The sequence below is a fragment of the Rhizobacter sp. P3_C12 genome, from assembly GCF_056402735.1.
This window is the reverse complement of the sequence record NZ_JBFUGW010000129.1, coordinates 1-18,163: the sequence shown is the minus strand read 5'-3', so window position 1 is coordinate 18,163 and position 18,163 is coordinate 1. Positions and strand designations below refer to the sequence as shown.

The window sequence follows — 18,163 nt, the reverse complement described above, 5'->3', positions numbered from 1 at the left end:
CGGGTGGCCTGGGCGTGCTGCGCGCCCTGCGCGCCCGCCACGACAGCACGCCGGTCATCGTGCTGACCGCCCGCGACGGCGTCGGCGACCGCGTCGCCGGCCTCGATGCCGGTGCCGACGACTACCTCGTCAAACCCTTCGAGCTCGATGAACTGAGCGCCCGCATGCGCGCCGTGCTGCGCCGCCACAGCGGCCGGGCCCAGCCGCTGCTGAGCCACGGCGGCGTCACGCTCGACCCGGCCACGCGCCAGGTGGCGCGCGACGGCGTGCCGGTGCTGCTGTCGGCGCGCGAGTTCGCGGTGCTCGAGGCGCTGATGGCCCGGCCCGGCGCGCTGCTGTCGCGCGCCCAGCTCGAAGACCGGCTCTACGGCTGGGGCGAAGAGATCGAGAGCAACGCCGTCTCGGTCTACATCCACCAGCTGCGCCGCAAGCTCGGCGCCGACTTCATCCAGAACATGCGCGGTGTCGGCTACTACGTCGGCACGCCCGGCACACCCCCGGCGGGCGGCGCTTGAAATCGATCCGCCTGCGCCTGCTGCTGGCGCTGCTCGCGATGCTGATGGTGGCCGCCGCGGTGATGGGCGCGATCACCTACCGCAGCGTGCTCAGCGAGACCGAGGCGCTGTTCGACTACCAGCTGCGCCAGATGGCGCTGTCGCTGCGCGACCAGGGCGAGATCGCGACCGAGCAGATGAACGCGCTGGCCGACGAGCAGTTCGATTTCGTCGTGCAGATCTGGAGCGTCGACGGCCGCCGCATCTACGCCACGCGCGACCATCCCGACCTGCCGACCCGCGTGCTGCTCGGGCTGGCCACCGTGCAGGCCGGGGCCGACGGCGCCGGGCCGGCCTGGCGCACCTTCAGCGTGGCCACCGGCTCCCGCGTGATCCAGGTGGCGCAGCCGGCGCAGATCCGCAAGCGGCTGGCGGCCGGCGCGGCGCTGCGCAGCGTTGCGCCGTTGCTGCTGCTCGCGCCGGTGATGGCGCTGGCGATGGGCTGGATCGCGGCGCTCACGCTGCGCCCGCTGCGCCGCGTCGCGGGGCAGCTGCGCGAACGCGGCGAGCAGCTGCTGGAGCCCCTGCCGCAGCACGGCCTGCCCGACGAGGTGGCGCCGCTGGTCGGTGCGCTGAACGCGCTGCTGCAGCGCCTGGGCCATTCGCTGGACACGCAGCGCGCGTTCGTGTCGGACGCGGCGCACGAGCTGCGCTCGCCGCTGACGGCGCTGAAGCTGCAGCTGGAGCTGCTGAAGCGCGCGCCCGACGAGGCGAACCGCCAGCAGGCCATCGACGCGCTGAGCCACGGCATCGACCGCTCGGCACGGCTGGTCGAGCAGTTGCTGACGCTCGCACGCACCGAGCCGGGCGCCGCGCCCGCCGCCACCGAGCGCGTCGACCTGGCCGAGGTGGTGCGCCAGGCGCTGGTCGACACCGCCGCGTTCGCGCTGTCGCGCGGCGCCGATTTCGAGCTGTTCGCCGACGAACCCGTGCTGGTGCAGGGGGATCGCAACGCGCTGTCGGTGCTGGCGCGCAACCTCGCGGACAACGCGGTGCGCTACTCGCCGCCGGGCTCGCGCATCGAGCTGCGGGTGGCGATGGAGGAGGGCGCCGCGCTCCTGCAGGTCGACGACGCCGGCCCCGGCATTCCGCCCGGCGACCGCGAGCGGGTGTTCGACCGCTTCTACCGCCGCGCCGAGCACGAGGAATCAGGCACCGGCCTCGGCCTCGCGATCGTGCGCGGCGTGGCGCAGCAGCATGGCGCGAGCGTGACGCTCGGCGAGTCGCCGCTCGGCGGCCTGCGCGCCACGGTGCGGTTTGCGGCTACATGACCGCGGCTACATGACCCGCCCGAACCACCAGACGGAAAGCGTGGCGGCGATGAGCACCAGCACCGCCCCGAACGCCGCGAACAGGCTGCTGACCTCGGTCTCCTTCTTCTCGACCATCAGCCGCGAACTGAGGCTCTGGTAGACCTTCTTCAGGTCGGTGGCGGTGCCGGCGTAGAAGTATTCGCCGCGCGTCAGGTTGGCGATGTTCTTCAGCGTCTCCTCGTCGAGCCGCACGCGCATCGACCAGCCCTCGAAGCCGATCGTCTCGCCTTCCTTGGTGCCGATGCCCACCGAATACACCTTCACGCCGCGGTCGGCCGCCATCTTCGCGGCGTCCAGCGGGTCGGGGCCGGTGGTGCGCTGGCCGTCGGTCAGCAGGATCACCGCGGCCGAGGCGTACGAGCCCGGCGCGACCGGCACGAAATCCTGCTTCGGCTTGTCGTTCGGCCCGAGCGGCATGTTGCGCTGGCCGGTGATCTGCGACAGGTCGATGCCGGCCTCCGGAAAGATCGTCGCGAGCGACAGCACGATGCCGCTGCCGATCGCGGTGCCGCGCTGCAGCTGGAAGCGGTCGATCGCGGCCACCACGTCGTCGCGGCTCTGCGTCGGCGGCTGCACCACCGCGGCGGTGCCGGCGAACGACACCACGCCCACGCGCACGCTGCGCGGCAGGTCGATGAGGAAGGACTTGGCGGCCTCCTGCGCGGCGGTCAGGCGATCCGGCTGCACATCAGTGGCACGCATGCTGCCGGAGACGTCCATCGCCAGGATGATGGTCTCCTGCTGCAGCGGCAGCGTCACCACCGCCATCGGCCGCGCGGTCGCGATCAGCAAGGCACCGAGCGCCACCAGCAGCAGGGCCGGCGGCACGTGGCGGCGCCAGCCGGGGCCGCCGCCCTGGGCCTGCTTGACGACGGCCAGGCTCGCGAAGCGCAGCGTCGTTTTCTTGCGCTTGTTCAGCAGCCACAGGTAGAGCAGCACCAGCAACGGCACCGCCAAGAGCGCCCACAGCAGATGAGGCCACACGAAGGTCATGCAGCGCTCCTCGATGCACCGACAAGCGGCCGCAGGTGCGCCGCCATCCCGCCGCCGTGCGAGGCTCGCGCGCGCTGCCGGCGCAGCTCGACGAAGCGCAGCAGCGCCTCGCCCAGGTCGTCGTCGGTGGTCAGCTCCAGCGTGTCGACGCCGGCGCGCGCGAAGGCGGCGTGCAATTCATCCTCGCGCGCCTCGGCGATGCGTGCGAAGCGCTCGCGGAAGCCCGGGTCATGGGTGTCGACCAGCAGCTGCTCGCCGGTCTCGGCATCCTGCAGCGTGACGAGGCCGAGGTCCGGCAGGTCGAGTTCCATCTCGTCGTACAGCCGCACCGCCAGCACCTCGTGGCGCTGCGCCAGGCGCGCCATCGCATCGGCCCAGCCGGGCGCGCTGATGAAGTCGGAGACGACGAACACCATCGAGCGCCGCGGGATCATCGTGGCCGCGCGCTGCAGCAGGTCGCCGAGCCGCGTCTCGCCCTGCGCGGCGGCCTGCGGCGCCGCATGCGCGCGCAGCCGCTGCAGCAGGTTCAGCACATGGCTGCGGCCGGTGCGCGGCGGCAGCACCGCATCGACCTGGCTGCCGTAGAACACCGCGCCGACGCGGTTGCCGTGCCGCGTCAGCAGGCGCGCCAGCACGGTGACGAACTCGGCCGACACGCTGCGCTTGCTGCGCTGCGCACCGAAATCGATGCTGCCGCTCAGGTCGAGCAGGAACCAGGCGCTCATCTCGCGGTCCTCGGTGAACTCGCGCACGTGCGGCACCTGCAGCCGCGCGGTGACGTTCCAGTCGATGTGGCGCACGTCGTCGTGGTGCTGGTACTCGCGCAGGTCGGCCAGGTCGAGCCCGGTGCCGCGCCACAGCGTGCGGTAGTCGCCCTGCAGCAGGCCGTCGAGGCGGCGCAGCACGGTCCACTCCAGCCGCTGCAGCACCGATTCGGCGCTGGGCGTCGTCGCAGGTGATCTGGCGGACTCGTCCATCAGCGCCCCGCTTCCTCGGCCCGGTGCGCCATCGGCTTGTCGGGCTTGGGCACCTTCTGCACGAGCTTGTGGACGACCTGGTCCGCGCTCAGCCCCTCGGCCAGCGCCTCGTAGCTCAGCACCAGGCGGTGGCGCAGCACGTCGGGCACCAGGTCGAGCACGTCTTCGGGCAGCGCATACGTGCGCCCGCGCAGCAGCGCCATCGCGCGCGCGCCCTCGATCAGGCCGATGGTGGCGCGCGGGCTGGCGCCGAAGCTGATGAACTTGCCGAGGTCCGGCAGGCCGTAGCGCGCCGGGTTGCGCGTCGCGCTGACCAGCCGCACCGCGTACTGCATCAGCGCCGGGTCGACGTACACGCTGCGGCAGCGGTGCTGCAGTTCGGCGAGCTGCTCGGTGCTCGCGACGGCGCTCACCGTCACCGGGTCGCCGGTGACGCGCTCGACGATCACGAACTCCTCTTCCTCGCTCGGGTAGCCGACCAGCACCTTCATCATGAAGCGGTCGACCTGCGCCTCGGGCAGCGGGTAGGTGCCCTCGGTCTCGATCGGGTTCTGCGTGGCCATCACGAGAAAGGGCGAGGGCACCTTGTGCGTCTCGCCGGCGATCGTCACCTGGCGTTCCTGCATCACCTCCAGCAGCGCACTCTGCACCTTGGCCGGGGCGCGGTTGATCTCGTCGGCCAGCAGCAGGTTGGCGAACACCGGGCCGAGCGAGGTCGCGAACTCGCCGGTCTTCTGGTTGTAGATGCGCGTGCCCACCAGGTCGGCCGGCACCAGGTCGGGCGTGAACTGGATGCGCTTGAAGCTGCCGCGCAACGTCGTGGCGAGCGTCTTGATGGTGATCGTCTTCGCGAGGCCCGGCACCCCCTCGACCAGCAGGTGGCCCTGGGCCAGCATCGCCACCATCACGCGCTCGAGGAACTTGTCCTGCCCGACCACGACGCGCTTGACTTCATACAGCAGCCGCTCCATCAGCGTGGCGGTGTTCGGCGTGTCCTGGTCCATGGAGTCTCCGGGGAACGGTGGGGAAAGGGCAGGTCAGAAGGGCGGCATGCCGGCCGCGTTGGCGGCGCTGTCGATCGGCACCGCGAAGCCGATGCCGATGAAGGTGCGGTGCTCGGTCGGGTTCAGGATCGCGGTGACGATGCCGACCACCGAGCCGTCCATCGTCACCAGCGGGCCGCCGGAGTTGCCGGGGTTGGCGGCGGCATCGAACTGGATCAGGTTGTTCAGCAGCCGCTGGCCCTGCGGCGAGCGGAAGTCGCGCTTCAGGCCCGAGATCACGCCACCCGAGACCGACGGACCGATGCCGAACGGGTAGCCGACCGCGATCACCTGGTCGCCGGCCCGCAGGTCGGAGGCCGAGCGCATCGTCGCGGCCTGCAGGTCGTCGGGGATGCTCTTGGCACGCAGCACCGCCAGGTCGTGCTCGGGCTCGATGCCGACCACCGTCGCGTCCGACTCGAAGCCGTCGGCGAAGGTCACGCGCAGCTTCTTCGACCCCTGCACCACGTGCAGGTTGGTCAGGATGGTGCCGTTGTCGATGATCACGACGCCGGAGCCGGTGGAGGTGGACAGGTGCGGCTCGCCGGGCTCGGGGGTGTCGGATGCGGTCTGCTTCTTGCGGTCGCCCGGCACCGGCTTGGCGGCCTTCGGCAGCGGCACCGGCTTGGCGCGTTTCGCGTCGGGCGTGGCCTCGGCCTTCGCCGGGTCGGGCTCGTCGCCATCGGTGCCGACCACGCGCACCACCGACGGGGCGATGATCTCGTAGGCCTTCGCGTAGGCGGACGGCAGCGGCTCCTTCTCGAGCGAGTGGCGCACGGCGGCATCGATGTCGGCCTGGGTCAGCGCGCGGGCGGCGGGGTTCAGCACCTGCCAGCCGGCCACGCCGCCGAGCACCAGGATGGCACCGGAAAAGCCCCACAGCAGGCGTTCATGGCGGCCGAACCAGCCGCGCCAGCGGGAGGGCGGAACCCGCGGCGCCGCGGCCGGCACGACCGCTGTCTCGGGCGCAAGCGAGGACGCACCGGCGGGTGCCCGCCGAGAGCGGCTGTAGAGCGGAGCCTGTCTCATGCCTGCCTCCTGCGATGGCAGTCGGCACCTGGAGATACAAAACTGTGCCGAACGCTGACGATGGCGTCACCGTAACACGGAGTCGCCGGCCGTGCACGTCCCCAGGTATGGGTTGAGTCGGCGGGCAAGGCATCATCCGGGGGATGCGCTGGATCGACTCCCATTGCCACCTCGACGCCCCCGAATTCGACCCCGACCGCGAGGCGGTGGTCGAGCGGGCGCGGGCGGCCGGCGTCACGCAGCAGGTGCTGCCCGCGGTCATGGTGGGGAATTTCGAGACGGTGCGGGCGTTGGCGCACCAGCATGGGCTGGCCTACGCGCTGGGCATCCACCCGCTGTGCGTCGACGCGGCCGGCGACGGCGACCTGGCGCTGCTGCGCCAGGCCCTGGCGCGGCACATCGACGACCCCCGCCTGGTGGCGGTCGGCGAGATCGGGCTGGACCATTTCGTGCCAGGCCTCGACCAGGCGCGTGGTGAGCACTTCTTCGCCGAGCAGCTGAAGCTGGCGCGCGAGTTCGGCCTGCCGGTGATCGTGCATGTGCGGCGCTCGGCCGATTCGCTGCTGAAGCACCTGCGCCGCATCGAGGTGCGCGRCATCGCCCACGCCTTCAACGGCAGCGCGCAGCAGGCCGAGGTGTTCGTCGGGCTGGGGTTCCGGCTGGGCTTCGGCGGTGCGATGACCTTCGAGCGCGCGCTGCAGATCCGCCGCCTCGCGCAGACGGTGCCGGCCGAGGCCCTGGTGCTGGAGACCGATGCCCCCGACATCCCGCCGCACTGGCTGTACCGCACGGCCGAGCAGCGCGCGGCGGGCGCCACCTCGCGCAACGAGCCGTCGGAGTTGCCGCGCATCGCCGAGGTGCTGGCCGGCCTGCGCGGCCTGTCGCTGCACGACTTGTCGCAACTGACACGCACCAACACGCACGCCGCGCTGCCGCGCCTCGCGGCTCTGGCAGACTGGCCGGCTCGATGAAGCCAGCGCTCTCTTCCACCGCCGCCCCCACGCCCACCCCCACCGCCGAGCCGCTGCTGCAGGGCCTGCCGCCGGTGATCGGCCCGCGCACGCGGCTGGTGGTGCTGGGCAGCTTCCCCGGTGTCGCATCGCTGCAGGCCGGCCAGTACTACGCCCACCCGCGCAACCACTTCTGGCCGATCCTGTCGGCGCTGTGGGATGTCGAGCTGCGGACCCTGCCTTACGCCCGGCGCATCGACGAAGTGCGCGAGCGCGGGCTGGGCATCTGGGATGTCTACGCCCACTGCCGCCGCGAGGGCAGCCTCGACAGCGCGATCGAGGATGCGCAGTACAACGACCTCGCCAGCCTGCAGCGGCTCGCGCCCGGCCTGCAGGGCATCGCCCACAATGGCGGCGAATCGGCGCGGGCGATGCGGTTCACCGCGACACTCGGCGTGCCGGTGATGCGCCTGCCGTCGACCAGCCCGGCCAACGCCTCGTGGAGCTTCGAGCGCAAGCTGGAAGCCTGGCGCACCGCCTTCGAAGCCTGTGGAATTGCCTGACTCACCGCCCCTGATGCCTGCCCGCCCGACACCCGAACCCGAACTCGTCCCCGCCACCCTCTCCGAGGCCGACGGCGTGCGCTACCTGCACCTCGGCACGCCCTGGGTGCAGGGCGCGATGCGCGTGCGCAAGCCGAACGTGATCGAGCTCGACTACGTGCAGCGCATGATGGTCTGGCTGCTGCTGATCGAACCCGAGGCGCTCGGCGAGGGCCATGCGGTGCAGCTCGGCCTGGGCGCCGCGGCCATCACGCGCTTCACGCAGCGCATGGGCATGCGCACCACGGCCGTCGAGCTGAACCCGACCGTCATCACCGCCTGCCGGCTGTGGTTCCGCCTGCCGGAAGACGACGACCGGCTGCAGGTGCTGAACCAGGACGCCGGCCTGTGGGTCGCCGACCCCGGGAATGCCGGCAGCGTGCAGGTGCTGTGCGTGGACCTGTACGACCACGAGGCCGCCAGCCCGGTGCTCGACGACGACGCCTTCTACCGCGCCTGCCACCGCGTGCTGGCCGATGGCGGCGTGATGACGGTCAACCTGTTCGGCCGCGACGCGAGCTACGAGCAGAGCGCGGCGCGCATCGCGGCCGCCTTCGGCGAGGCGGCGGTGTGGAGCATGCGGCCCACGCGCGAGGGCAACACCGTCGTGGTCGGCATGAAGGGGCGGGTACTTCCGTCCCGTGAAGTGCTGGCCGCGCGTGCCGACAACATCGAGAACCGCTTCGACCTGCCTGCGCGCAAGTGGCTGCGAATGATCAGAAACACGAACGGGGTGACCCCATGACCGCAGCGGCTTCGACGACGAAACACCCCAAGGCCGACAAGGGCGCCGCCGGGCACCCGCGCGGGCGCCTCGAGTGGCGGCGCCTGCTGCACTGGCTGCTCGAGGACGGCGTGATCGGCCGCGAGGACCACGACCGCACCGAGAAGCGCTTTGCCGCGGCCGAGAGCGTGCAGCATCCGCTGGTGCGGCTGGGCAGCGCGGGCCTCTCGAACCGCTCCGGCAAGCCGCTCGACACCGAGATGCTCACCGAATGGCTGGCCGGCCGCATCGGCATGCCGTACATGCGCATCGACCCGCTGAAGGTCGACGTGGGCCGCGTCGGCGACGTGATGTCGATCAACTATGCCGAGCGCCGCCGCGCGCTGCCGCTGCTGTTCGGCGCCCAGGACGTGACGGTGGCCACCAGCGAGCCCTTCGACATCGCCTGGGCCCCCGAGATCGAGGCCCACACCCGCAAGACGCTGCGGCTGGTGCTGGTCAACCCGGTCGAGGTGGCGCGCTACACGACCGAGTTCTACACGCTGTCGCGCTCGGTGCGCGCGGCGGCCAAGAACGGCGAGAACTCGGCGGCCGCGAGCTTCGAGCAACTGGTCGAGCTCGGGCGCAGCAACAAGCAGCTCGATGCCAACGACCAGGGCGTCGTGCAGGTGGTCGACTGGCTGTGGCAGTACGCCTTCGACCAGCGCGCGAGCGACATCCACCTCGAGCCGCGCCGCGAGCTGAGCCTGATCCGCTTCCGCATCGACGGCGTGATGCACACCGTCTACCAGCTGCCGCCCGGCGTGATGAACGCGATGATCGCGCGCGTGAAGCTGCTCGGCCGCATGGACGTGGTCGAGAAACGCCGCCCGCTCGACGGCCGCATCAAGACGCGCAACCCGAACGGCGACGAGGTCGAGATGCGGTTGTCGACGCTGCCCACCGCGTTCGGCGAGAAGATGGTGATGCGGATCTTCGACCCGGACACCGCCGTCAAGTCGCTCGACGCGCTCGGCTTCGGCAGCCACGACGCCCAGCGCTGGGAAGCCCTCACCGCACGGCCGCACGGCATCATCCTCGTGACCGGGCCGACCGGCTCGGGCAAGACCACCACGCTGTACTCCACGCTGAAGCGGCTGGCCACCGACGAGGTCAACGTCTGCTCGATCGAGGACCCGATCGAGATGATCCAGCCCACCTTCAACCAGACGCAGGTGCAGCCGGCGCTGGACCTCGGCTTCGCCGAAGGCGTGCGGGCGCTGATGCGGCAGGACCCGGACATCATCATGGTGGGCGAAATCCGCGACCTGGAGACCGCCGAGATGGCGATCCAGGCCGCGCTGACCGGCCACCTGGTGTTCAGCACGCTGCACACCAACGACTCGGCCTCGGCGGTGACGCGGCTGGTCGACCTGGGCGTGCCGCCGTACCTGATCGGCGCCACCGTGATCGGCGTGCTGGCGCAGCGGCTGGTGCGCGCGCTGTGCGCGAGTTGCAAGCAGCCCGATGAAGCGGTGACGGCCGAGACGCTGAACGAGGCCATCAAGCCATGGCGCATCAACGGCAAGGCGCGGCCCTACAAGGCGGTGGGCTGCCTCGAATGCCGCATGACGGGATTCCGCGGCCGCGCGGGGCTCTACGAGCTGCTGACGGTGAACGAGGCGGCGCAGCCGGCCATCCACCCGGTGCCCGATGCCTCGAAGCTGCGCCAGCTGTCGCTCAGCGACGGCCTGCGGCCCTTGCGGCTGGCCGGGATGATGAAGGTGGCCGAAGGCGTCACCACGATGGACGAGGTGCTGCGCTCGACGCCGTCCTGGGACACCTGATGACACCTCAGGACACGGGGCGCTACGTGTAAACCACACACGGCGCCTGGAGTGGTCTGCCTAGAATCGTCCGCAAGCTGTAACAGACAGCGTCACGTCCACCCAGGACACGAGGAGCTATTCGTGCAGATCAAGAGCCAACGGGACTTCTGGTCCGGTTTGATGTTCATCGTCGTCGGCGTGGTGTTCGCCGTCGGTGCGACGAACTACAGCATGGGGAGCTCGGCGCGGCCGGGCCCCGGCTACTTCCCGCTGATCCTCAGCGTGCTGATGGCGATCCTGGGCGGCTTCGTGCTGTTCAAGTCGCTGACCATCGAGGTCGAGGGCGGGGACCCGATCGGCCACGTCGCGTGGCGCCCGCTGCTGGTGATCGTCGCGGCGATCGCGGTGTTCGGCCTCGCGCTGCCGCGCCTGGGCCTGGTGATCACGGTGCCGATCCTGATCCTGATGACCAGCCTCGCCGGCGATGAATTCAAGTGGAAGGGCGTCCTCGCGACGGCCGTCGTGCTCACCGTGGGTTCGTGGGCGATCTTTGTGCTCGGGCTGAAGCTGGTCATCCCGATGTGGCCCTGGTTCGTGGGCTGAAAAGGAAAACACCATGGACTTGTTGGGAAACCTCGCACTCGGCTTCGGTGTCGCCTTCACGGCGCAGAACCTGATGTATGCGTTCTTCGGTTCGGTGCTGGGCACGCTGATCGGCGTGCTGCCCGGGCTGGGCCCGGTGGCCACCATCGCGATGCTGCTGCCGTCGATCTACGCGCTCGACGCGACGCCGGCGCTGATCATGCTGGCCGGCATCTACTACGGCGCGCAGTACGGCGGCTCGACGACCGCCATCCTGATCAACGTGCCGGGTGAGTCGAGCTCGGTCGTGACCGCGATCGACGGCTACCAGATGGCCCGCCAGGGCCGTGCCGGTGCGGCGCTCGCCGCGRCAGGCCTGGGCTCGTTCTTCGCCGGCTGCGTGGGCACCATCATCATCGCGGCCTTCGCGCCGCCGCTGACCGAGCTGGCCTTCAAGTTCGGCCCGCAGGAGTACTTCTCGCTGATGGTGCTGGGCCTGATCGGCGCCGTGGTGCTGGCCTCGGGGTCGCTGATCAAGGCGATCTCGATGATCATCCTCGGCCTGCTGCTCGCGCAGATCAACACCGACGTGATCTCCGGCCAGGCGCGCTACAGCTTCGACATCCCCGAGCTGACCGACGGCATCGGCTTCGTCGTGATCGCGATGGGCGTGTTCGGCTTCGGCGAGATCATCGCCAACCTGGGCATGCCGGCCGAGCATCGCGAGGTGTTCACGAAGAGCGTGAAGGGCCTGTGGCCGACCAAGCAGGACTTCAAGGACGCCTGGCCGGCGGTGCTGCGCGGCACCGCGCTGGGCTCGGTGCTGGGCGTGCTGCCGGGCGGCGGTGCGCTGCTGGCCTCGTTCGCCGCGTACACGGTCGAGAAGAAGGTGGCAGGCGCCAGCGGCCGCTTCGGCAAGGGCGACATCCGCGGCGTGGCCGGTCCCGAATCGGCGAACAACGCCGGTGCGCAGACCTCGTTCATCCCGATGCTGACGCTGGGCATCCCGCCGAACGCGGTGATGGCGCTGATGGTGGGCGCGATGACGATCAAGGGCATCCAGCCCGGCCCGCAGGTGATGACGAGCAACCCGCAGCTGTTCTGGGGCCTGATCGCCTCGATGTGGGTCGGCAACGCGATGCTGGTGATCCTGAACCTGCCGCTGATCGGCATCTGGATCAAGCTGCTGAYGGTGCCCTACCGCTTCCTGTTCCCGGCGATCACGCTGTTCTGCTGCATCGGCGTGTACACGCTGAACAACAACACCTTCGACGTCTACATGACGGCGGCCTTCGCGGTGGTGGGCTACCTGTTCTACAAGCTGAGCTGCGAGCCGGCGCCGCTGCTGCTGGGCTTCATCCTCGGCCCGATGATGGAAGAGAACCTGCGGCGTGCGCTGCTGCTGTCGCGCGGCGACTGGAGCACCTTCATCGTGCGGCCGCTGTCGGCCGGGCTGCTGATCGCCGCCGCCTTGATGATCGTGATCGTGCTGTTGCCGTCGATCAAGAGCAAGCGCGAAGAGGCGTTCCAGGAGGAATAGCGCTCTTCCAGTCAAAACACAGGCCGCCTCGAGCGGCCTGTTTCTTTTGGGGCGCGGCGGGCATCATCCGCGCATCACTTTCAAGGGCCAGGGAATGGACGCAACGAATCACTTCGACTGGAGCGCGGGGTACACGAGCCAGCGCTTGCCGGTGTTCGGCCGCAACGTGGTGTCGACCTCGCACCCGCTGGGCGCGCAGGCCGGATTGCGCATGCTGCTGAACGGCGGCAACGCGGTGGATGCGGCGATCGCCGCGGCGGCGGCGATGACCGTCGTCGAGCCGGTCAGCAACGGGCTCGGCTCCGACGCGTTCTGCATCCTGTGGGACGGGCAGTCGCTGCACGGCCTGAACGCGAGCGGGCGCGCGCCGTCGGCCTGGACGCCGGAATATTTCCGCGCCAGGTACGGCGCCGATGCGAAGACGCCGCCGCTGCGCGGCTGGGACAGCGCCACGGTGCCGGGCGCCRTCGCCGGCTGGGTGGCCTTGAGCGAGCGCTTCGGCAAGCTGCCGTTCGCCGACCTGCTGGCGCCGGCCATCGAGATCGCCGAGCGCGGCTACGCGGTGCCCACCGTCGTGCAGCAGAAGTGGTCGGCCGCGGTGCCGCTGCTGGCGCAGCAGCCGGGCTTCGCCGAGACCTTCATGCCGCACGGCCGCGCGCCGAACCTGGGCGAGCTGTTCCGCTTCCCGGGTGCCGCGCGGTCGCTGCGCCTGATCGCGCAGACGCGCGGTGCCGCCTACTACGGCGGCGAGATCGCCGAGGCGGCGGCCCGCCACGCGAAGGAGCACGGTGGCGCGATCCGCGTCGAGGACTTCGCCGCGTACCGGCCGGAGTGGGTGGCACCCATCGGCAAGACCTACCGCGACCACGTGCTGCACGAGATCCCGCCGAACGGGCAGGGCATCGCGGCGCTGATCGCGCTGGGCATCCTGTCGAACTTCGACCTGGAGCGGCTGGCGGTCGACGGCGTCGATTCGCAGCACCTGCAGATCGAGGCGATGAAGCTCGCGTTCGCCGACGTCTACCGCTTCGTCGCCGAGCCAGGCAGCATGGAGGTGACGGCGGCGCAGATGCTGGACGATGCCTACCTCGCGTCGCGCGCGAAGCTGATCGACCTGAAGCGCGCGCAGGATTTCGGCGCCGGCAACCCGGTGAAGGGCGGCACCATCTACCTGAGCGCGGCCGACGAGAGCGGCATGATGGTGAGCTTCATCCAGAGCAACTACATGGGCTTCGGTTCCGGCGTGGTGGTGCCGGGGTACGGGCTGTCGATGCAGAACCGCGGGCACGGCTTCAGCCTGGCCGACGGCAGTGCCAACCAGGTGGCGCCGGGCAAGCGGCCGTTCCACACGATCATTCCGGCCTTCCTGACGCGCGACGGCCGGCCGCAGATGAGCTTCGGCGTGATGGGTGCCAACATGCAGCCGCAAGGCCATATGCAGACGCTGGTGCGCATGCTCGACTACCGCCAGCACCCGCAGGCCGCCTGCGACGCGCCGCGCTGGCGCTTCAACCAGGGGCTGGAGATCAACGTCGAGCGCTCGATGAACCCGGCGACGGTGCAGGGGCTCGCCGAGCGCGGCCATCGCATGGAAGTCATCAACGACTCGTACCAGGATTTCGGCGCCGGCCAGTTCATCTGGCGGCTCGGCGACCCGGGCAGCGACGGCTACGTGGCCGCGAGCGATGCGCGGCGGGACGGGCAGGCGGTGGTGTTCTGAAAAGGCCGCAGAGGCACCATCCTCAACATTGAGGATCGGGCCGGCGCCGCCAAGGCGCAAAATCCGGCACTGCAGTTCACCGGGCCTGTTCATTCGGGCCATGACGTGGAGCCCTCATGGGACCGATCGCGTCGCGCGTGCCTCACCAGGGACGCCTTGCCGGGATGCCGCGTCACCTGGACGCGTCGTCGGCGCTTTGTCTGGCCGATCTGCATCGGTTGTCCATCTTTGGCGGGCATCGTCCCGCTTCGATGAAACCGATCCACCTGCTTGCCCACCTCCTGGCTTCCCTGCTGTGCGGGTTGCTGCTGCTGGCGGCCGTGCCCTCCGCGGCGCAGCCGGCCGACGCGGCGCAGACCCCCTTGCTGCTCGCGGCGCGCAATGCGTCCGTCAACCACCGCCTCGTGTACGACGGCGAACCGCGCCGCCGCGAACCGGCCGCCCCCTGGGCCACGGCCGACGAAGCGCGCGAGCGCGGCAGCGGCGACTGCGTCGACTACGCGATCGCGAAGTACTTCAGCCTGGTCGCTGCCGGCCTGCCGGCCGACCAGCTGCGCATCGCGTATGCCGAGGTCCGCAGCGGCGGCCCGGCGGGCGCGCGCCAGCGCCACATGGTGCTGGCCTGGCTGCCGCCCGGCGAGGCCGATGGCGATCCGCTGATCCTGGACAACCTGCTCGATGCGGTGCACCCGCTGTCGCGCCGGCCCGACCTGCAGGTGCTGATCAGCTTCAACGAAGCCGGCATCTGGCGCGGCCTGGAGCGTGGCGAGCCGGCACGCGAGCCGCGGCGCATCACCGCGTGGGCGCGCGTGCTCGACCGCCTGGCCRCCGCCGGGCCGGTCGCCGCCTACAGCCTCGACAGCACGCGCACCGTCACCGGATCGAGGTGATCGCGAAAGCCCATGCGCTGGTACAGCGCATGCGCCGCCTCGTTGCTGCACATCACGTGCAGGAAGGGCGTCTCGCCGCGCATCACCTGCCGCTGCACGAGCTTGTTCATCAGCTGGCGCGCGAGGCCGCGCCCCTGGAACTCCGGGTGCGTGCACACGCCGCTGATCTCGCGCAGCGTGCCGGCGTTGGAGCGCTCGCCGGCCATCGCGACCAGCCGGCCACGTTCGAAGCAGCCGAAGTACTCGCCGAGCTCGATGGTGCGCGGCCCGAACGGCCCGGGGCGGGTCAGCGCGGCCAGCTCCATCGCCTGCGCGGCGTGCTCGGGGCCGAGCCGGACCGCGTCGGGCAGCAGGTCGTCCGGCGGCGCATCGGCGCGCCAGACCATGCGGTGCATCGTCGCCTCGACGTGCAGCTGCCAGTCGCGCGGCACCCGACCGCGCCAATCGGCGATGTAGAGGTGTTCGCCGAGGTCGCAATGCGGCGACAGGCTGTCGAAGTCCGGGTGCGCCAGGTCGGCGAACGCGAAGATCGGCGAGAGGCCGGGCGCGTAGCGGCGTGCGCGCGCCGAGCCGCTTGAAAAGCGCAGCTGCGGGCCGCTCAGCGCGTGCCAGAAGACGTTGTCGAGGTGGGAGTCCATCTGTGAGTCCATCGGTTGACGATACGGCATCGTGCGGCGTCCGCGCGGACGAAGGGCCTGGCGACAAGCCTCCTGACGCGCGGCCGAACACTCCTGACAATTTCGTGCGGGGTGCGCGCGTATCCTGCCGCGCTTGCCCTGCGCCTCCGTGCGCAACCACCGTTGCAAGGACGCTCACCATGATCCTGAACCGAACCCTGTGGGTCGCCATCCTGAGCGGCGTGCTGGCGCTGTTCCAGCCGCCCGTCGATGCCGCACCGGTTGCTGCCGATCCGGCAGCGGCGCTCACGACACTGGCCCGTCAGTACTACGACGCGCAGGCGCGGCTCGACCCGGTCTACACCGCGACGCTGGCCGGTGACAACCGCTTCGACGACCAGCTGCCGCTGACCATCGCGCCACGCGAGCGCAAGAAGCGTTTCGCGATGTACAGGCGCGTCGAGCAGCGGCTGTCGACGATCGACCGCGCCCGGCTGTCTCCCGAAGACCAGCTCACGCACGACCTGTTGGCGCACGAGCTGCACGGCCGCCTCGGCTTCGAGGCCTTCGACGACCACCTGCTGCCGGTGCAGCAGCTGGATTCGCTGCCGGTGCTGCTGGCCACCTTCGGCGGCGGGCAGGGCGAGCAGCCGCTGAAGACCGTCGCCCAGTACGACGCCTACCTGAAGCGCATCCGGCGGCTGCCGGCCTGGATCGACCAGGCGATCGCCAACATGCGCGAAGGCATGCGCCGCGGCATCGTGCAGCCGAAGGCGGTGGTGGTGGCGGCGCTCGGCCCGCTGCGCCCGCTCGGCGATGCGGCGCTCGCGACGAACGCCTTCTACGCGCCGATCCGCAACCTGCCGGCGTCGTTCGGCGAGGCGGATCGCCGCCGGCTGACCCAGGCCTATGGCGATGCGGTGACGCGCCGCGTCGCGCCCGCGCTGCGCAAGCTGACGGCCTTCGTCGAGGGCGACTACCAGGCCGCCGCCCGCAGCAGCGACGGCTGGGGCGCATTGCCGAACGGTGCGGCCTGGTACCGCCAGTGGGTGCGCGACCAGACCACCACCGAGCTGAGCCCGGACGAGGTCCACGCGATGGGGCTGAAAGAGGTCGCGCGCATCCAGGGTGAGCTGGCCAAGGTGGCGCCGCAGCTGGGCTACGACGGCGATCCGAAGGACCTGCTCGGCTGGGTGCGCACCCAGCCGAAGTTCCTGCCGTACCGCAGCGAGGCCGAGATCCTGCAGGCCTACCGCGGCATCAACGAGCGGGTGAAGGCGAGCCTGCCGCGGCTGTTCGGCCGGGTGCCGAAGGCGCCGCTGGAGATCCGGCCCGAGCCCGAGCTGACGAAGGCGTCGGCGTCCGACCACTACGCGCTGCCGGCCGAGGATGGCTCGCGTCCCGGCATCTTCTGGGCCGTGATCAACGACCCCGCCGTCTACGACATGACGACGATGACCGCGCTGTTCCTGCACGAGGGGCAGCCCGGCCACCACTTCCAGCTGGGCCTGCAGCAGGAGCTGCGGCTGCCGGAGTTCCGAAAGCGCCTGTGGATCAACGCGTTCGGCGAAGGCTGGGCCCTGTACGCCGAGACGCTCGGCCGCGAGATGGGGCTGTACGACGACCCGGCTGCCTGGGTGGGCGAGTTGCGGCTCGAGATCGCGCGCGCCGTGCGGCTGGTCGTCGACACCGGCCTGCATGCCAAGGGCTGGAGCCGCGAGCAGGCGATGGCGTACTGGCAGGCCAACGTCGGCGCGTCGCCCGAGGATGCGCGCAACCAGATCGAGCGCTACATGGTGTGGCCGGGGCAGGCGCTGGGCTACAAGATCGGCGCGCTGAAGATCCAGGCGCTGCGCGAGCGGGCGAAGCAGGCACTGGGCGAGCGCTTCAGCATGCCGGCCTTCCACGATGCGGTGCTGGGCGAAGGCGGGCTGCCGCTGTCGGTGCTGGACGCGCAGGTCGACCGCTGGATCGCGAGCCGGCGCTGAGATCGCTGCCGAGATCGGCATTTCAGCGCGCGCGTTCACGCTGTGCCACCTGGGCCGCGGGCGTGGCGGGCTGCATCGCGACATGCCGCGGGTCGTTCACGCGCAGCAGCTCGGCCAGCGCGGCGCGGCGCGGCTCCTGCCCGGGCAGGCGGGCCAGGTTCTCGACCAGCAGCTGCGCCGCGAACACGGCGGATTCGCGGCGCGTGAGCGCGCGCAACGCAGCGGCCGGCGCCGCGCCGCGCGGCCGGGGCGTGTCGACCTTCAACTCGCCCGAGGTCGGCTCGAGGATGCGCAGCACGCCGCCTTCGTCGCGGTAGAACACGCCGAGTTGCTGCGGCGAGGTCGCGAGGCTGATGTCCAGGCCGAGCCGCTGGCCGACGATCGCGACCAGCATCGCCATCGACACGCAGTTGCCGCGCCGCGTGACGAGATGGGTGGCGAGCAGCTTGTTGGCGATGTCCCGGCAGCCCGGGTCGTCGTCGGCGCGCAGCCAGGGGCGCTGGCCGTTCCAGTCGCCGGCGCGGTACAGGTAGGCGTGCAGCGCTTCGAAGCGCTCATGGCGGGTCGGCGCCGGCGGCAGCATCTCCAGCACCTCGGCGGCGATGCCGTCGAGGCGGCTGCGCATGGCGTCCACGTCGATGCGCGGCTCGACCCGCTTGTCGATCGCCAGCTTGACCTCGCCGAGGTCGAGGTCGGCCTCGGGGCGCTGCAGCCAGGCCTGGACGGCCTGCAGGTCGGCGTCGGGCGGTGGCCGCAGCTCGGCATGGGAGATCGGTGGAGAGATCAATGAGGCCGACAACAACAACCAGCCCGCGAAGAGAAGAGGAGTCCTC

General features: G+C 70.8%; 17 protein-coding genes. 11 read left to right on the top strand and 6 right to left on the bottom strand.

The window, feature by feature from the left end:
- The coding region (locus AC1DXV_RS19535; RefSeq protein ID WP_477935070.1) for a winged helix-turn-helix domain-containing protein at nt 1-515 on the top strand (515 nt) is incomplete at its 5' end.
- Complete coding sequence (locus tag AC1DXV_RS19530) at nt 512-1,825, top strand: ATP-binding protein (RefSeq protein WP_477935068.1); 1,314 nt, start codon at nt 512-514, stop codon at nt 1,823-1,825. The genes AC1DXV_RS19535 and AC1DXV_RS19530, both read left to right, overlap by 4 nt.
- A gap of 6 nt (nt 1,826-1,831) precedes the next feature.
- Here the strand turns inward: AC1DXV_RS19530 and AC1DXV_RS19525 are convergent, their stop codons facing one another.
- The 4 genes from AC1DXV_RS19525 to AC1DXV_RS19510 are packed head-to-tail and all read right to left on the bottom strand — an operon-like array spanning nt 1,832 to nt 5,909.
- A complete protein-coding gene (locus tag AC1DXV_RS19525) occupies nt 1,832-2,860 on the bottom strand; it encodes a VWA domain-containing protein (RefSeq protein WP_477935066.1) in 1,029 nt (342 codons plus the stop codon).
- Nucleotides 2,857-3,837 carry a DUF58 domain-containing protein gene (locus tag AC1DXV_RS19520; RefSeq protein WP_477873854.1) on the bottom strand — a complete coding sequence of 327 codons (981 nt, stop codon included), beginning with the start codon at nt 3,835-3,837 and terminating at the stop codon, nt 2,857-2,859. Before AC1DXV_RS19520 ends, AC1DXV_RS19525 begins: the two co-directional genes overlap by 4 nt.
- Nucleotides 3,837-4,841, bottom strand: coding sequence for an AAA family ATPase (locus AC1DXV_RS19515; protein WP_477935064.1), 1,005 nt, complete (start codon nt 4,839-4,841; stop codon nt 3,837-3,839). Before AC1DXV_RS19515 ends, AC1DXV_RS19520 begins: the two co-directional genes overlap by 1 nt.
- A gap of 33 nt (nt 4,842-4,874) precedes the next feature.
- Complete coding sequence (locus AC1DXV_RS19510; protein ID WP_477871956.1) at nt 4,875-5,909, bottom strand: S1C family serine protease; 1,035 nt, start codon at nt 5,907-5,909, stop codon at nt 4,875-4,877.
- A 143-nt stretch (nt 5,910-6,052) separates the two neighbouring features.
- On the opposite strand from AC1DXV_RS19510, the gene AC1DXV_RS19505 reads away from it, so the two are divergent.
- The 8 genes from AC1DXV_RS19505 (at nt 6,053) to AC1DXV_RS19470 (ending at nt 14,725) form a co-directional block, all read left to right on the top strand.
- Nucleotides 6,053-6,880 (top strand): TatD family hydrolase, encoded by an 828-nt coding sequence (locus AC1DXV_RS19505; protein WP_477935062.1) that lies wholly within the window; start codon nt 6,053-6,055, stop codon nt 6,878-6,880.
- Nucleotides 6,877-7,422 carry a DNA-deoxyinosine glycosylase gene (locus tag AC1DXV_RS19500; RefSeq protein ID WP_477935060.1) on the top strand — a complete coding sequence of 182 codons (546 nt, stop codon included), beginning with the start codon at nt 6,877-6,879 and terminating at the stop codon, nt 7,420-7,422. The genes AC1DXV_RS19505 and AC1DXV_RS19500 overlap by 4 nt, the downstream gene beginning before the upstream one ends.
- A gap of 13 nt (nt 7,423-7,435) precedes the next feature.
- A complete protein-coding gene (locus AC1DXV_RS19495) occupies nt 7,436-8,206 on the top strand; it encodes a class I SAM-dependent methyltransferase (RefSeq protein ID WP_477865119.1) in 771 nt (256 codons plus the stop codon).
- Nucleotides 8,203-10,011, top strand: coding sequence for a GspE/PulE family protein (locus AC1DXV_RS19490; protein WP_477935058.1), 1,809 nt, complete (start codon nt 8,203-8,205; stop codon nt 10,009-10,011). The genes AC1DXV_RS19495 and AC1DXV_RS19490 overlap by 4 nt, the downstream gene beginning before the upstream one ends.
- A 123-nt stretch (nt 10,012-10,134) precedes the next feature.
- Nucleotides 10,135-10,596: a tripartite tricarboxylate transporter TctB family protein gene (locus AC1DXV_RS19485; RefSeq protein WP_477865121.1), complete on the top strand. Its 462-nt coding sequence runs from the start codon at nt 10,135-10,137 to the stop codon at nt 10,594-10,596.
- Nucleotides 10,597-10,609: 13 nt separating this feature from the next.
- A complete protein-coding gene (locus AC1DXV_RS19480; RefSeq protein ID WP_477935056.1) occupies nt 10,610-12,115 on the top strand; it encodes a tripartite tricarboxylate transporter permease in 1,506 nt (501 codons plus the stop codon).
- A gap of 94 nt (nt 12,116-12,209) precedes the next feature.
- Nucleotides 12,210-13,835, top strand: coding sequence for a gamma-glutamyltransferase family protein (locus AC1DXV_RS19475; RefSeq protein ID WP_477935054.1), 1,626 nt, complete (start codon nt 12,210-12,212; stop codon nt 13,833-13,835).
- 251 nt (nt 13,836-14,086) lie between these two features.
- Nucleotides 14,087-14,725 (top strand): transglutaminase-like cysteine peptidase, encoded by a 639-nt coding sequence (locus tag AC1DXV_RS19470; RefSeq protein WP_477935052.1) that lies wholly within the window; start codon nt 14,087-14,089, stop codon nt 14,723-14,725.
- On the opposite strand, the gene AC1DXV_RS19465 is transcribed toward AC1DXV_RS19470, so the two are convergent.
- Nucleotides 14,683-15,363, bottom strand: coding sequence for a GNAT family N-acetyltransferase (locus AC1DXV_RS19465; protein WP_477865125.1), 681 nt, complete (start codon nt 15,361-15,363; stop codon nt 14,683-14,685). The two genes, AC1DXV_RS19470 and AC1DXV_RS19465, sit on opposite strands and share 43 nt — an antisense overlap.
- A 179-nt stretch (nt 15,364-15,542) precedes the next feature.
- Here AC1DXV_RS19465 and AC1DXV_RS19460 point away from each other — a divergent pair, with 179 nt between their 5' ends.
- A complete protein-coding gene (locus AC1DXV_RS19460; RefSeq protein ID WP_477865126.1) occupies nt 15,543-17,330 on the top strand; it encodes a DUF885 domain-containing protein in 1,788 nt (595 codons plus the stop codon).
- A gap of 22 nt (nt 17,331-17,352) precedes the next feature.
- Here AC1DXV_RS19460 and AC1DXV_RS19455 read toward each other — a convergent pair.
- A partial coding sequence (locus tag AC1DXV_RS19455) for a transglutaminase family protein (RefSeq protein WP_477935050.1) occupies nt 17,353-18,163 on the bottom strand: 811 nt, incomplete at its 5' end.

What these genes read in the sequence shown, in the direction of transcription:
- AC1DXV_RS19525 (WP_477935066.1), bottom strand. Translation starts at nt 2,860, where the DNA reads ATGACCTTCGTGTGGCCTCATCTGCTGTGGGCGCTCTTGGCGGTGCCG.
- AC1DXV_RS19500 (WP_477935060.1), top strand. Translation starts at nt 6,877, where the DNA reads ATGAAGCCAGCGCTCTCTTCCACCGCCGCCCCCACGCCCACCCCCACC.
- AC1DXV_RS19520 (WP_477873854.1), bottom strand. Translation starts at nt 3,837, where the DNA reads ATGGACGAGTCCGCCAGATCACCTGCGACGACGCCCAGCGCCGAATCG.
- AC1DXV_RS19460 (WP_477865126.1), top strand. Translation starts at nt 15,543, where the DNA reads ATGATCCTGAACCGAACCCTGTGGGTCGCCATCCTGAGCGGCGTGCTG.
- AC1DXV_RS19490 (WP_477935058.1), top strand. Translation starts at nt 8,203, where the DNA reads ATGACCGCAGCGGCTTCGACGACGAAACACCCCAAGGCCGACAAGGGC.
- AC1DXV_RS19465 (WP_477865125.1), bottom strand. Translation starts at nt 15,363, where the DNA reads ATGGACTCCCACCTCGACAACGTCTTCTGGCACGCGCTGAGCGGCCCG.
- AC1DXV_RS19515 (WP_477935064.1), bottom strand. Translation starts at nt 4,841, where the DNA reads ATGGACCAGGACACGCCGAACACCGCCACGCTGATGGAGCGGCTGCTG.
- AC1DXV_RS19495 (WP_477865119.1), top strand. Translation starts at nt 7,436, where the DNA reads ATGCCTGCCCGCCCGACACCCGAACCCGAACTCGTCCCCGCCACCCTC.
- AC1DXV_RS19510 (WP_477871956.1), bottom strand. Translation starts at nt 5,909, where the DNA reads ATGAGACAGGCTCCGCTCTACAGCCGCTCTCGGCGGGCACCCGCCGGT.